General features: G+C 66.8%; 12 protein-coding genes. 8 read left to right on the top strand and 4 right to left on the bottom strand.

What is annotated here, in order from left to right; all coding sequences use genetic code 11:
• Positions 1–8: 8 nt before the first annotated feature.
• Positions 9–1,010 (top strand): glycosyltransferase, encoded by a 1,002-nt coding sequence (locus ACTOWL_RS03650; RefSeq protein ID WP_441319828.1) that lies wholly within the window; start codon positions 9–11, stop codon positions 1,008–1,010.
• 18 nt (positions 1,011–1,028) lie between these two features.
• Here ACTOWL_RS03650 and ACTOWL_RS03655 read toward each other — a convergent pair whose 3' ends face one another.
• Entirely contained in the window at positions 1,029–2,096 is a 1,068-nt protein-coding gene (locus tag ACTOWL_RS03655) for a glycosyltransferase family 4 protein (protein ID WP_441319829.1), read from the bottom strand.
• A 323-nt stretch (positions 2,097–2,419) separates the two neighbouring features.
• Between ACTOWL_RS03655 and gmd the strand changes: the two genes are divergently transcribed.
• Complete coding sequence (gene gmd / locus ACTOWL_RS03660) at positions 2,420–3,454, top strand: GDP-mannose 4,6-dehydratase (protein ID WP_441319830.1); 1,035 nt, start codon at positions 2,420–2,422, stop codon at positions 3,452–3,454.
• Complete coding sequence (locus ACTOWL_RS03665) at positions 3,438–4,352, top strand: NAD-dependent epimerase/dehydratase family protein (RefSeq protein ID WP_441319831.1); 915 nt, start codon at positions 3,438–3,440, stop codon at positions 4,350–4,352. The genes gmd and ACTOWL_RS03665 overlap by 17 nt, the downstream gene beginning before the upstream one ends.
• A gap of 22 nt (positions 4,353–4,374) precedes the next feature.
• On the opposite strand, the gene ACTOWL_RS03670 is transcribed toward ACTOWL_RS03665, so the two are convergent.
• The gene (locus ACTOWL_RS03670; protein ID WP_441319832.1) at positions 4,375–6,006 is read right to left on the bottom strand and encodes a glycosyl hydrolase family 28-related protein; all 1,632 of its coding nucleotides are present in this window, start codon (positions 6,004–6,006) and stop codon (positions 4,375–4,377) included.
• 289 nt (positions 6,007–6,295) lie between these two features.
• Positions 6,296–6,949, bottom strand: a complete 654-nt coding sequence (locus ACTOWL_RS03675; protein WP_441319833.1) for a class I SAM-dependent methyltransferase — start codon at positions 6,947–6,949, stop codon at positions 6,296–6,298.
• 478 nt (positions 6,950–7,427) lie between these two features.
• On the opposite strand from ACTOWL_RS03675, the gene rfbC reads away from it, so the two are divergent.
• Genes rfbC through ACTOWL_RS03695 form a run of 4 tightly spaced genes read left to right on the top strand, consistent with a single transcriptional unit; the run spans position 7,428 to position 10,731 of the window.
• Complete coding sequence (rfbC, locus tag ACTOWL_RS03680) at positions 7,428–7,988, top strand: dTDP-4-dehydrorhamnose 3,5-epimerase (RefSeq protein ID WP_441319884.1); 561 nt, start codon at positions 7,428–7,430, stop codon at positions 7,986–7,988.
• The gene (gene rfbB / locus ACTOWL_RS03685; protein ID WP_441319834.1) at positions 7,985–9,019 is read left to right on the top strand and encodes a dTDP-glucose 4,6-dehydratase; all 1,035 of its coding nucleotides are present in this window, start codon (positions 7,985–7,987) and stop codon (positions 9,017–9,019) included. The genes rfbC and rfbB overlap by 4 nt, the downstream gene beginning before the upstream one ends.
• Positions 9,016–9,870: a dTDP-4-dehydrorhamnose reductase gene (rfbD, locus tag ACTOWL_RS03690; protein WP_441319835.1), complete on the top strand. Its 855-nt coding sequence runs from the start codon at positions 9,016–9,018 to the stop codon at positions 9,868–9,870. Before rfbB ends, rfbD begins: the two co-directional genes overlap by 4 nt.
• A 33-nt stretch (positions 9,871–9,903) precedes the next feature.
• Complete coding sequence (locus ACTOWL_RS03695; protein ID WP_441319836.1) at positions 9,904–10,731, top strand: NAD-dependent epimerase/dehydratase family protein; 828 nt, start codon at positions 9,904–9,906, stop codon at positions 10,729–10,731.
• Between the two features lie 42 nt (positions 10,732–10,773).
• Here the strand turns inward: ACTOWL_RS03695 and ACTOWL_RS03700 are convergent, their stop codons facing one another.
• Positions 10,774–12,678 (bottom strand): ABC transporter substrate-binding protein, encoded by a 1,905-nt coding sequence (locus ACTOWL_RS03700; RefSeq protein ID WP_441319837.1) that lies wholly within the window; start codon positions 12,676–12,678, stop codon positions 10,774–10,776.
• A gap of 597 nt (positions 12,679–13,275) precedes the next feature.
• Here ACTOWL_RS03700 and ACTOWL_RS03705 point away from each other — a divergent pair.
• A complete protein-coding gene (locus ACTOWL_RS03705; RefSeq protein ID WP_441319838.1) occupies positions 13,276–13,869 on the top strand; it encodes a hypothetical protein in 594 nt (197 codons plus the stop codon).
• The last annotated feature ends 6 nt before the right edge of the window (positions 13,870–13,875 follow it).

The following is a 13,875-nucleotide window of genomic DNA, read 5'->3' on the forward strand; positions in this document are numbered from 1 at the left end:
GGCGGGAAATGATGCAGGTCTCAACGCCCAAGCTGTCGGTCATCATCCCGACCTACAACGTCGAAGACTACGTCCAGGAGGCGGTCGATTCGCTGCTCCGGCAGACCGCCCCGGTGCATGAGATCATCATCGTCGACGACGGCTCGACGGACGGGAGCGGGCGGCTCGTCGACCGGCTGTACGGCCATATCCCGAACGTCAGGATCCTGCACACCAGGAATTGCGGCCTGGGCGAAGCCCGCAACAACGGGGTCGCGGTCGCCACCGGCGACTTCATCTACTATCTCGACTCGGATGACGTGCTGGACCCGGATTTCGTCCGATCCTTCTACGAGGTGCACAGCCGGCATCCGGAGATCGACCTGTTCTGCTTCTCGACGTTCTCCTTCACCGGCCCGGCGCAGGATGCGGCGAATTCGGTCGCGGTCCGCTACAACCTTGGCCTCGAAGGTCCGTTCCCGAGCGGCGAGGACGCCTTCAATGCCCTGTACCGGCGGCGCAGTTTCTATGCGATGGCCTGGCTGCATATCCATCGCCGCTCGGTCTCCCGCGACAACGGCATCAAGTTCCTGCCGATCCTGCATGAGGATGTCGAATACACGCCGCGGCTGTTCATGAAGGCGGGGCCGACCTATCTCAGCAGCCGCGATTTCTACCTCTGGCGCATCCGGCAGAACTCGATCTCGTCCAGCAAGCTGACCGAACGCCATGTCATCGGCTATATCCGCTCGATGGCGGCGATGCAGGGCCTCATCGACAACGCCGGACTGAAGCCCGAGACGCGCCGGAACCTGCGCCGCTTCAAGACGCGCCTCCTGGGCATCACGATGGGCATGATGCGCTCGGGCGAGTTTCCGCTCGACCATCCCGAGCTGCGCTCGGTTCCGAAGATGGCCCGGCGCCGCGCCTGGGCCAATCCCAAGCTCTTCCTGGTCACCCACTGTTTCCCGGCGTTCCGGGCGGCGAAGGCGGCCAAGCGGATGCTGCGTCAGGCGTTGCGCAGCGCCTGACGCCGACGCTCCTGGCGCCTACGCGTCCGCCGCCGCCCGCAGGGCGCGCCTGACGCCGTCGGCGCAGCGGTCCCAGGTGAAGCCCCGCGCCCGCTCCAGCCCTGCCGCCCGCCGGGCCTCGACGGCCGCCGTCGGGCCGCGCAGCACCTCGACCAATCCGTCGGCGATGGCGCCGGCATCATGCGGGTCGACCAGCAAGGCGGCCGGCCCGACGATCTCGGCCATCACGGTGTCGCGGCTGGTCACCACGGGCGCCCCTGCCGCGAGCGCTTCGAGCGGCGGCAGGCCGAACCCTTCGTACACGGACGGATACAGGAAGGCCGATGCGCCGGCATAGAGGCCGGGCAGCAGGGCGTCGTCGACGTAGCCCAACAGCCGGACATTCGGGATCTCGGCCCCCAGCGCGGCGTCCTTGAAGATGCGCGGGTTGCTCAGGCCGCCGCCGATCGCCAGCACCGCATCGCGACCCAGCTTCGGCTGCGCCAGCCGCCAGGCCTCGATCGCCCGCTCCAGGTTCTTGCGCGGCTCCAGGGTGCCGATGATCAGCACATAGGGCCGGCCGGCGAGATCGTAGCGGGCCAGGGCCTCCCCGGGCGCGGCATTGAAGAAGCGCGGATCGACGCCGGGATAGGCGACGTCGATCCGGTCGAGCGGCCGGCCGGACAGCTCGGCGATGCGGCCGGCCGAGAACTGCGACACCGTCAGCACCCGCGCCGCCCGCCGGGCGACCGAGGTGACGATCATCTTGTACCAGGCGGCAAAGCGCGGCGTGAACCATTCCGGATGATCGACCGGCGACATGTCGAGGATCGACACCACCTGCCGCCGCCGGATCACCGGGCCGGTGTTGGCGGGGCTCCACAGCACCGCGTCACGGCGATGGAGCGCCAGCGGGCCCTGCTCCCAGAGATGGCCGAGCATCCCTTTCGCCGGGGTTCGTGGGGCGATCGTGTCATGGGGGCCGACGCGGCCCAGGAGCTCGGTCAGATAGCGCTGGGCCCCGGTGACGCTGTCGCGCAGGATCCGGGTGTTCACCACCACCGGGCGGCCCCCGACGGCGCTGTCGTCGATCGCAGCTGTCAACATGCTCTCCGTCGTTTCCCGTCCAATCGAACGACCCAGTAGCCCAAGGCCGCTCCCAATCCCAGGGGAATCGGGCCGACACCGGCCGAGCCCCGCGATTCGAAGTCGGGCAGCCGTCTACACCGGACTCCGGGGCAGAGTTGCGGCGGCGAGGCTGCTAGGCATGGTCGCCCGGATCGGATACGAAACGGACGGGGGGTCGCCCGCCATAAACGGACATGGCGGCTTGCTTTCGTCCGCAGCGACGCCGTGGGGGCGATGCCTGCGGTATATCGCAGGCCATCGGCTGCGTGGGCCAACATATAAAGGCGATGGGACAGAACGATATGAAGACGGCGCTCATCACCGGTATCACTGGCCAGGACGGGGCCTATCTTGCCCAGCTTCTGCTGGAGAAGAACTATCTCGTCTACGGAGCCTATCGGCGGACCAGCTCGACCAACTTCTGGCGGATCGAGGAACTCGGCATCGCCGGCCATCGCGACCTGCATCTCGTGGAGTTCGATCTGACCGATCTGGGAGGCATCGTTCGCCTCATCGAGCAGGCCGGCCCGTCGGAGGTCTACAACCTCGCGGCCCAGAGCTTCGTCGGCGTGTCGTTCGCGCAGCCGCGCACCACGGCCGAGATCACCGGCGTCGGTGCGCTCAATGTGCTCGAGGCGATCCGCATCGTCGACCCGAAGATCCGCTTTTATCAGGCCTCCACGTCGGAGATGTTCGGCAAGGTGCAGGCCATGCCGCAGGATGAGCTGACGCCGTTCTGGCCGCGGAGCCCCTACGGTGTCGCCAAGCTCTATGCGCATTGGATGACGGTCAACTACCGCGAATCCTATGGCCTGTTCGGCACCAGCGGGATTCTCTTCAATCACGAATCGCCGCTCCGTGGTCTCGAATTCGTGACCCGCAAGATCTCCGATTCCGTGGCGAAGATTCATCTCGGCACGCTGGATGTGCTCGAGCTCGGCAATCTCGACGCCAAGCGGGATTGGGGGTTTGCCAAGGAATACGTGGACGGGATGTGGCGGATGCTGCAGGTCGACCAGCCGGACACCTATGTCCTGGCGACGAACCGCACCGAGACGGTCCGCGACTTCGCCACGATGGCATTCAAGGCCGTCGGCACCACCGTGGTCTGGGACGGTGCCAACGAGGCGGAGACCGGCCGCTGCCAGGACACCGGCAAGCTGCTGGTCCGGGTCAATCCCAAAGTCCATCGCCCGGCCGAGGTCGATCTGCTGATCGGCAATGCGGAGAGGGCGAAACGGGACCTCGGCTGGGAGCCCAGGACGACGCTCGAAGAGCTGTGCTCGATGATGGTTGAGGCGGATGTGAAGAGGAACCGACGTGGCGTCACATTCTGAGGCGGCCGGGCGCGTCCTGGTCACCGGAGCGTCCGGCTTCACCGGACACCATGTCGTCGGCGAGCTCCTCCAGGCGGGCTATTCCGTGCACGGGACCGGGCACCAGGCGCCTGCCGATGATCGCGTGAGCGTGACCGCCGTCGACATCCTCGACGCATCGGCCCTGCGCGACTTCGTGCTGCAGGTCCGGCCCCGGCAGGTCGTTCATCTGGCCGGGATCTCGTTCGTCGCCCACAGCAATGTCGATGCGATCTACCGGGCGAATATCGTCGGCACCCGCAACCTTCTGACCAGCCTGCTGGACCTCGAGGAGAAGCCCGAATCCGTGATCCTGGCGAGCAGCGCCAGCGTCTACGGCAACACCGCCTCGGCCGCGCCGGTGCCGGAGACCGTGCCGCTCCGTCCCGCCAACGACTACGGCATCAGCAAGATGGCGATGGAGCATGTCGCGGCGATGTTCGCCGACCGTCTGCCCGTCACCATCGTGCGGCCGTTCAACTATACCGGGGTGGGGCAGGGCGAGAGCTTTCTGCTGCCCAAGATCGTCAGCCACTTCCGGAAACGGGAGCCGACCATCAGGCTCGGAAATCTCGACGTCTCGCGCGACTTTTCCGATGTCCGCCAGGTGGCCTGGGCCTATCGGCGGCTGTTGGCGAGCGAGGTGGCGGACGGCGTGTTCAACATCTGCTCCGGCCGGGCCTGGTCCCTGGCCGAGATCCTGCAGATGATGGCGGAGATCGCCGGCTACGAGATCGCCGTCGAAGTGGACCCGGCCCTGGTCCGCGCCAATGAGCTGAAATGGGTGTGCGGCGACGGGCAGCGGCTGCGCGCGACGGTCGGGGAGCTGCCGCCCCTGTCGCTGCGCCAGACGCTGGAATGGATGTACCGGGCCGGCTGACCGACCGGGCGGGCGCGGCGGGTCAGTGGCCCATGCTCTCCGACACGATCTCGACCACGATCTTGCCGGTGCCGTTGACGCGGAATTCGGGGCTCTTGCCCGCCAGCCAGCGCATCTCGATCTTGCCGCCATCGGCGGCGTTCTGGTCCTGCAGCACCGACATCTGATCCGCCTTTTCCTCGCCCGTGGCCCGGGTGAGGCGGGCATGCAGCGCCGGGCCCTGGCCGGCCCGGCTGACGATGTAGACCTGGCCGCTACCCTGGGTCATCGGCTGGTCGAACACCGGCTGCCATTCACCGCCGGCGACCGTCCGGGTCTCGTCGAACATGCGGAACCGGGTGTCCGGGGTCGCGGCGTTCGAGACGTCGAGGCCGTTCGGCTCGAGCAGCACCCGCTGGGTCGACGGATTGCCGATATAGAGCCGGTCGGCAACGTTCAAACCCCCCGCCCGGCAGTTCTGGAAGCTGGCTTTCATCGCGCCGGAGCTGGGGTCGGTGATCGCCAGCTCCAGCCCGAAGGTGACGTGCCGGAAATCGGCCCGGGCCACGAACTGGCCGCTATGATTGGCGACGTCTTCGTCCAGAACCCGGCCCTTCGTGCCCTTGCCGTCGGTGACGAACTCGTCTCCGGTCGAATCGATCCCGGCGAAGTACCGCCCGCCGAAGATCGCCACGTCCCTCTCCTTGCCGGTGGCGATCCATATGCTGCCGCGGGAGGTGATGTTGTTGATGTGGCCCTTGCTGGCCGGATCCGTCCAGACCACCCGGCCCGACTTGGCGTTGCTGTAGAGGTAGCAGCCGTTGAAGGACAGCAGGTTGATCGAACGGCCGAGCACCTCGATGCCGTGGCCGCCGCAGGCGCTGAAGAGCGCATTCTGGCAGTCGATCACCAGCTTGGCGCCGTACCAGATGCAGCGGTCGAAGCTGACCGGCCCGCCGGGGCAGAAGGCGCTGATGGCGGTGGCGTCGGACTCGGCCGGCTGCGGCCTCCCCACGACGCAGCCGACGAAGCTGCTGTCCTCGTTGTGCAGGGCCTGCCACCCCAGGGGGCCGGCATAGTTCTCGATCCAGATGTTCTCGTAGCGGTTCATCTGGGCCTTGCCGAGGCCCTTCGGCCAGCCGGTGTCGATGCCGCCGCACTGGCCGTTGCCGTCGACCACGAAGGCGCGCAGCAGCAGCCCGGCGGTGGCCTGGGCGTTGAGCACGAAGCCCTGCGTGCCCGGCTTGGCTTTCAGCCTGGAGCCGCGCCCGTCGCCCTCGATGCCGGGGCCGTGCATCGACTGCTGGCCGTCGGTCTGGTTGGTGCCGAAGCGCAGATTGCCGACCAGGTAGGTGCCGCTCGACAGATAGATCGCCCGGTTGGTGTCGAACGCCCGCTGGACCGCGTCGGTGTCGTCCGTGGCGCCGTCGCCCAGGGCGCCGAACCAGCGGACATCCACGGCGCCTTTGGCCAGGCGGATCCAGCGGCCGGCCGATGCCGAGCCGCGGAACGCCAGCCCGCCATCCTCCGGGGCTTCCGATTTGGCGTCCCAATAGAACTGGCCGCCGCCGCCGTCGCCCGGCCGGTGATAGCCGAGCACCAGGGCGGCGCCGGAACCCTCCAGCGCCGCCAGGTCGGCGACGGTCTCAATGCAGCTCAGCGCAACGGTCGCCACGGGACCCTCCGTCCGGATCGTCTCGTCCCTTAACACCGGCTGGCCGCGATTGTGCCACGACGCCGCCATGCCGCGACCGAACGCCCGGGCCAGAGTCGCAGCGGCACGGGCGGCCGGTCGTTGGGGGGACGAATCAGCTATCGTCGACAACGGCAGGCGTCCGCACCAGGTTGCAGCACCTTTGCGGCAAGCCGGGCGGGCGGATGCGGTGCCGCCGGCTCGATGCCCTGAGCGCAGCGGCACACGGCCTGGCTCTGCTCGCCGCAGCCGATGCCAGACTATCGGAGGATCAATGTGTCGCGCCGCTGGTCAGTATGCCCATGCCGTGGCGATACTGCTCCGGCAGGCCGGCCTCCTGGCAGAATCGGCTGTAGCCGATCCGGGCCTTCCAATCGTTCCCTTCCGGGCAATCATCCACCAGGATGGCGCCGCCCGGGGCAAGCCGTGGCCAGAAGCGCTTCAGCGCGTGATAGGTCGGCTCCGCGAGGTCGACGTCGGCCAGCACGACCGAGCAGGATGCCGGCAGCTTGCTGTCCGGGATCGTCGTGATGTCGCCCTGGATCAGCGTGACGTCCCCGGCATTGTGGCGCCGCAGGATCTTCGCGACCAGCCGCTTCGAACTGCCGGAGAACATGTGCCGGTTGCCGGTCGGCGTTCCCCGCCCTACGTCGTCGGAAAACTGCTGCTCGACGAACCCGTCGAACGTGTCGTAGCAGATATATTTTTTGTTGATTCCCAGCCGCGTGATCATATTTTGGGCCACGGCTGCCGTCCCGCCCAGATTGCAGCCGATTTCCACGATGTCTCCCGGTACGTCTCTGTATTCGATCAGGTAATGCAGATACAGATACAGCCGTTCCGGAGCCAGACACGTCGGTGGATACCGATACAGCAGCGGAACCAGAGACGATCGAGCCATTTCCTTGAGTTTGTGTTTCATCATATTGCGATCCCCCATTCCTCGAATCTCGGAAACGATACCCAGAGCAACCGGCTGAAGGAGCATTGCTTGTTGACTGCCACGCCGAGGCTCGACCCAGGTATCCAGAGGCCGTCGACTTCTGGATTTGCAGGTCAGGCCCGGCAATGACAGGGAAAGGACGGACGCAACGTGGCTCAGCCTCCCACCCGGACGTGGCTCAGCCTCCCACCCGATTGCCCGGAACGATACCAGTGGCCGCTAGATTGTAAACAGCAGATCGAACACGGTGCACGGCTCGAAGCGGGACAGATCCGAGACCGGGCTGATGCCGCCGTCGGTCGAGAAGGTCCGGTAGCAGCCTCCGTCCGGATCGTCTCGTCCCTTAACCGCCCGGTCGTTTGGGGGGACGAATCAGCTATCGTCGACAACGGCAGGCGTCCGCACTAGGTTGCAGCGCCTTCGGCATCGCGTCGTCTGGGTGGGGGGTATCTTGGTTCAGGTGGTTGGTACCGATATCGAGGACGTCAAGCTCATCAAGCTGCGCGTGTTCGGCGATGAGCGTGGCCGCTTCTTCGAGACCTGGAACTTGCAGAAGTTCACCGAAGCCGGGCTGCCGATGACTTTCGTCCAGGACAACCAGGCCAGCAGCGCCGCCGTCGGCACCATGCGCGGCCTGCACTACCAGATCGCGCCGCACGCCCAGGGCAAGCTGATCGGCGTGCTGCGCGGCTCGATCTACGACGTCGCGGTCGACATCCGCCGCGGCTCGCCCACCTTCGGCCGGCGGGTGGGGGTGACGCTGACCGCGGCCGAGCCCTCGCGGATCTGGATCCCGGTCGGCTTCGCCCATGGCTACGTCACGCTCGAGCCCGACACCGAGGTGGTCTACAAGGTCACCGCCGGCTACGCCCCGCAGGCCGAGGGCGGCCTCCGCTGGGACGACCCGGCGCTGGGCATCGACTGGCCGATCGCGCCGGCCGAGATGATCGTCAACGACCGCGACCGCAACTGGCCGCGCCTCGCCGACGCCCCCGCCCATTTCCATCACGGTGCAGCATGACCATCTTCGTCACCGGCGGCGCCGGCTTCATCGGCTCGGCCCTGGTCCGCCAGCTGGTCGCCGACGGCGAGACCGTCGTCACCATCGACAAGCTGACCTATGCCGGCAACCTCGACAATCTGGCGGGTTTGGACGCCACCGGCCGGCACCGCTTCGCCCGGGCCGACATCTGCGATGTCGACGCCATGCGGGCCCTGTTCGGCGAGCATCGGCCGGACATCGTCTACCACCTGGCGGCCGAGAGCCATGTCGACCGGTCGATCGACGACCCGCTGGCCTTCGTCCGCACCAATGTGATGGGCACCGGCAGCCTGCTGGCCGCGGCGCTGGAGCACTGGCGCGGCCTGCCCATGGGCAACGGCTTCCGCTTCCTGCATGTCTCGACCGACGAGGTCTATGGCGAGCTCGACGCCACCGGCCTGTTCTCCGAGACCAGCCCGTACCAGCCGAACTCGCCCTATTCCTCCAGCAAGGCCGGCTCCGACCATTTGGCCCGAGCCTGGCACCGCACCTACGGCCTGCCGGTGATGGTGTCGAACTGCTCGAACAATTACGGGCCCTACCAGTATCCGGAGAAGCTGATCCCGGTCGTCACCCTCAACGCGCTCGAGGGCAAGAAACTGCCGATCTACGGCAAGGGCGAGAATGTCCGCGACTGGATCCATGTCGACGACCACGCCGCCGGGCTGCGGGCGATCGTCGCCAAGGGCCGCCCGGGCGAGACCTATCTGATCGGCAGCCGGTCGGAGCGCACCAACATCGACCTGGTGCGCCAGATCTGCCGCATCCTGGACGAGCTGCAGCCGGCGGCGAAGCCCTATGACAGCCTGATCACCTACGTCACCGACCGGCCGGGCCACGACGCCCGCTACGCCATCGACCCGACCAAGGCCGAGACCGAGCTGGGCTGGCGGCCGCAGCACAGCCTGGAGCAGGGGCTGCGCGAGACCGTCGCCTGGTACATCGCCAACCGCGACTGGTGCGCACGGGCCGGTGAGCGCAGCCGCATCGGCCTCGGGCACGCGGCATGACGCTGGTCGTCTTCGGCGCCGGCGGCCAGGTCGGACGCGAGCTGGCCGGGCTGGCCGCGGCGCAGGGCCTCGCCGTGCGGGCGTTGGCGCGGCCGGAGGTCGACATCACCGACGCTGCTGCGGTGGCCGAGGCCGTGCGCGGCGCCGATTTCGTCGCCAACTGTGCCGCCTACACCGCGGTCGACAAGGCCGAGACCGAGCGCGACCAGGCCTTCGCCGTCAACGCGACCGGGCCCGGCGTGATCGCCCGGGCCTGCGCCGAGACGGGGGCCGTCCTGCTGCACATCTCGACCGACTACGTCTTCCGCGGCGACGGCGACCGGCCGTGGCGCGAGGACGACCCGATCGCGCCGCTCTCGGTCTACGGCGAGAGCAAGGCGGCGGGGGAGGCGGCGGTGCGGGCGGCGCTGCCGCGCCACGTCATCCTGCGCACCGCCTGGGTCTTCGCCGCCCACGGCAGCAACTTCGTCCGCACCATGCTGCGGGTCGGCGCCGAGCGGCCGGAGCTGCGCATCGTCGCCGACCAGCGCGGCGGTCCGACCGCGGCGGCCGACATCGCCGCGGCGATCCTGGCGATCCGCGAGCAAGCCCTGGCGCCGGGCTTCGATGGCTGGGGCACCTTCCACTTCGCCGGCGCCCCGGCCACGACCTGGCACGGTTTCGCCACCGCGATCTTCGCCGAGAAGGGCGGTACCGCCCCGGTGTTGCACGCGATCGCGACCTCGGACTACCCGACCCCGGCCCGGCGCCCGTCGAACTCGGTGCTGGATTGCGGCAAGATCGACCGGGTGTTCGGGCTGGCGCAGCCCGATTGGCGGCGGGCGCTCTCCGCCGTGGTGCGGGCGCAGTAGCGCCGCAGATCAAGTCAGGCCTGGGGGTGATGGGTGGCTGACGTTCTGGTGATCGGGCGGGCGAGCTTTCTCGCCCGCAGCTTCGTCGAAGCCCATGACGCCGGCGGACTCCGCCACGCCGCCTGGGCCGATGTGGCGCGGCCGGAGACCTTCGACGGCATCGGCTGCGTCGTCAACTTCGCCATCGACCCGCGCTACCAGCGCGAGGCCTATGACCCGGCGCTCGACTGCGACCGCACCGTGGCCGAGGCGATCGGCCGGGCGCAGGGCGACGGCCGCATGCCGGCGGATGCGCATGTGGTGATGGTCAGCACCCGCAAGGTCTACGGCCCGGCCGGGGACGCGCCGCTGGTCGAGGCCCGGACTCCGGCGCCGCAGGACGCCTATGGCCGCAACAAGCTGGTGACCGAACAGCTGCTGCAGGACCGGTTCGGCCCCAACCTCACCATCCTGCGCCTGTCCAACATCTTCGGCTTCGAGGATCTGCCCGGCCGCCGCACCTTCCTCGGCCTCTTGCTGCGGTCGCTGCGCGAGGAGGGGGTGATCCGCTACGACGTCAGTCCCTTCACGCCGAAGGATTTCCTGCCGGTCGAGGCGTTCGCCGCGGCGCTGGTCAAGGTGGTGCGGGCGCGCCCCGGCGGGCTGTTCAACCTCGGCTCCGGCGTGGCGCTCGAGGTCGGCTGGCTGGCGATGTGGATCCTGGAAGGCTACGGCCGCGGCAGCCTCAGCATCGTCGATCCGTCGATTCGCGATGCCTTCGCGATGGATGTGGACAAGTTCGTCGGGCGCTTCGGCCCGGTCGCCGATCGCGACGACATCCGCGCGGCCTGCCTGGCCATCGGCCGGCGACTGGCCGCCTGAAGCGAAAGCGCCCGGCCGAGAAGGCCGGGCGCTTCGGATGGGTCAGGACGGATCGACCCAGAAGGTGTCGGGGCGGTAGACGCCGAAATGCGCGCCGGGGTCCCAGGAGAAGATGCCCTTCTCCGGCACGTTGTGCAGCCGGGCCTTGACCACGACCGGCTGCAGCACGCCCTGCACCGTGCCGATCGAGGTCACCTCGTCGGCCTGGATCTTGATCATCTCGCGCAGGATGGCGTCGCGGCGGGCCGCGTCGGTGGTGCCGCGCCATTCATCGTACAGCGCCATCAGCTTCTGGCCGAATTCGACATCCGGCTTCTCGCCGGCGCCGCCGCCGGTCTGCAGATACTGGCCCCATTTCGGGTATTGCAGCCAGTTCTGGTCGACCGGCGCCAGCTGCGTCGGCACCGTCGTCGACGTGATCAGGCCGTTGTCCCAACCCATCCACACCGACATCACCGTGTCGCCGGCGAAGATCCGCTGCAGGAACACGTCGCGCTGCGACTGGGCGGTGTGCAGGGCGACGCCGATCTTGGCCCAGCTCTCGCGGACCAGCTGCAGGATGTCGGTCTCGAGGCTGCGCTCGCCGGCGCTCTCGACCACGATCTCCAGCCGCTTGCCGTTCGGCATCAGCCGGATGCCGTCGCCGTCGCGCTTGGTCAGTCCGATCTCGTCGAGCAGGGCGTTGGCCTTGGCGAGGTCGAGCTGGGCCCATTCCGTGGCCAGCGTCTCGTCGTAATAGGGCGATTCCGGCAGCACCGTGTTCTGGCTCGGCCGGGCCTGGCCGAAGAACACGGTCTGGTTGATCTCGTCGCGGTCGATGGCGAGCGACAGGGCGCGGCGGAAGCGGACGTCGCGGTTCAGCGCCCGCCAGTCGGGGTCGTTGCAGTTCAGGTTCGGGTACAGCGCGACCTCGGAGCCGAGCGCCGTCGGCCACAGCCGGACCTTGTAGCCGCCCGCCTGCTCCCCGGCCTTGAGGAAGCTGATGTTGTCGAAGCGCAGGCCGCGGGCCTGCAGGTCGGCCTCGCCCGTGCCGGCCTTGGCCGGGATCAGCGAGCCTTCGACGACATTGACGATGACGCGGTCGAGATAGGGCAGCTGCCGGCCCTGGCCATCGACCCGGTGGTAATAGGGGTTGCGCACGAAGACGAAGCGCTCCGCCGGGGCCTTGGTGGTGTTGATCCAGGGCTCCAGCACCGGCAGGTCCGGATTGGCCGAATCGATCAGCTTGCTGCGCTGGGTGTAGAGGGCGACCCAGTTGCGGGCGCCGGCCTCCTTGACCAGGGCGTCGAGCGCCGCGGCGTCGGTGTATTTCTTGTGAAACTGCTTCAGGTAATGCGCCGGCGCGAAGATGTAGAGCGGGGTCGCCCCGGCGATCGACGGCAGGAAGTCCGGATTCGGCTTGGACCAGGAATAGCGCACGGTCTGCGCATCCGGGAACTCGACCTTCGGCGGCTCGCCGTCGACCAGCAGGCGCGCATCCGGGCCGTAGGGCATCAGCTCCTTGTCCAGCGACACATCCTCCCAGAAGTAGCGGAAGTCGTCGCTGGTGAAGGGCTGGCCGTCGGACCATTTGTGGCCCGGGCGCAGATGCAGGGTGAACACCTTCTCGCCGTCGACATCGACCGATTGCAGGATGTCCGGATGCAGCTGGAAGTCCGGGCCGTAGCCGACCAGCCGGGCGTAGCTGTAGGTGTTCATGATCCGGATGTCGCGGGCGCGGCCGGCCATCCAGGCGATCTCGCCGCCCGGTTTCCCGGGCTCCTTCCGCTCCGCCGCCAGGTCGACCACCAGCGGCGCCTGCGGCACGCGCTCGGCCACCGGCGGCAGCTTGCCGGCCGCCACATCCTGCTCATACATCGGCGTCTCGACCAGCGCTGCAGCGCCGGCCGGAACGGCAACAGACAGCACAGCGGCCGCCGCCGCTGCGAAACGAAGAATCCAGGTCATCTGCCTACCCTGTTGTGGGTTCCCACCCTGTTGCGGGTTGTGGTCGTTTCCCTCGAAGGCCGCCAGTATCAGCCGCAAAGGGGCGGATTGTGAAGCCGGACATTTGAGGCAAGGGCGGCGGAGGCGGCTCGGGAGCGCCTGAGGCAACCGTATCCGGTGTTGCCAGGAATATTTGCGTGGGTGGCTTGCGCAAGGTCGCCGGTTCAGATTAACTCTTATTCATCTTCCTAGAAGCCGGGTTGGAGAAGCAGCGACGACAGGCTGCGCCGGGTGAAGGAAACAAGAAGCGCATTTGTCATAAATTGATGAGGGGCGGTTCCGGTGATGGTCAGGTTTCGGCGGATGAAGATCCGATCGGGTGGGTGTGGTCGATCGGCAAAAGAAGTAATTTCGTTAAGCGATGATTTGAGCTGAGCGTCATTCCCATCACTATCCTGGTGCAGATGGAGCAAGGCTCCTGCCGAGAGCGATATTTCTGAAGTCGCTCGGCAAGGCCAGTCTCCTGCAGGCGCCAGGGCCACGAAGAGGAAACTTATCCCGCCTGCAATCTGCCTGGGCGCGCCTCAGCTGTGCCTGATGGTCCTGGAAAGAGTGACGATGACTGAAATGGAAAGGCACGATATTCGCCCGGCAGGAGCGTCGCCTGCAGCGTCGGCTTCGGGACGTCAGGGACAGGATGAAGGTGTCGTAAAAATAAGGTTCAGGAAAACCCAGTTTGTCGTGATAGGAATTTTTGGAGCTCTTTTGTTGTTTCTAACTATATATATGACGTCTTCTGTAATTTCTAAGGGGCCCGCTAGCATTGTAGTGGCTTGGATAGTCTGTTTTTTGGTGTCTTTGGCGTCTTTGTGGTTGGCGGGGTTGTTTCTTTCAAAGAATAAAAAAATTTCCCGGAATGATTGCGAGATATTGTTGTCGAGGTCCGGATTGTTTCTTGTCCGCTATGGCTTGCCTGTTCCGTGGAGCGATGTGGAGGCGGTTCGCACTCTGCGTGCTCCTGGGGTCCATCAGATCCAGTTCATCATCAAGGATTCAGGACGCGCAAATCTAAAGCAGCATGTTGGAAAGAAATTCTATGGTGCGGCAAATGTCGGCCAAACAGCAGTGGTAGTCAATCTCAAGTGGTTGGCCATCACTAAGAACGATTTTTACGATGCGGTCCGAAATTTCTCGCATCTCAAGGTGCGATAGACAAAA

Source organism: Inquilinus sp. CA228 (assembly GCF_052078665.1).
Lineage (GTDB): Bacteria > Pseudomonadota > Alphaproteobacteria > DSM-16000 > Inquilinaceae > Inquilinus.

Coding starts and splice junctions, on each gene's coding strand:
- ACTOWL_RS03675 (WP_441319833.1), bottom strand. CDS start 6,949: ATGATGAAACACAAACTCAAGGAAATGGCTCGATCGTCTCTGGTTCCG.
- ACTOWL_RS03655 (WP_441319829.1), bottom strand. CDS start 2,096: ATGTTGACAGCTGCGATCGACGACAGCGCCGTCGGGGGCCGCCCGGTG.
- rfbB (WP_441319834.1), top strand. CDS start 7,985: ATGACCATCTTCGTCACCGGCGGCGCCGGCTTCATCGGCTCGGCCCTG.
- ACTOWL_RS03705 (WP_441319838.1), top strand. CDS start 13,276: ATGACTGAAATGGAAAGGCACGATATTCGCCCGGCAGGAGCGTCGCCT.
- rfbD (WP_441319835.1), top strand. CDS start 9,016: ATGACGCTGGTCGTCTTCGGCGCCGGCGGCCAGGTCGGACGCGAGCTG.
- ACTOWL_RS03650 (WP_441319828.1), top strand. CDS start 9: ATGATGCAGGTCTCAACGCCCAAGCTGTCGGTCATCATCCCGACCTAC.
- gmd (WP_441319830.1), top strand. CDS start 2,420: ATGAAGACGGCGCTCATCACCGGTATCACTGGCCAGGACGGGGCCTAT.
- ACTOWL_RS03700 (WP_441319837.1), bottom strand. CDS start 12,678: ATGACCTGGATTCTTCGTTTCGCAGCGGCGGCGGCCGCTGTGCTGTCT.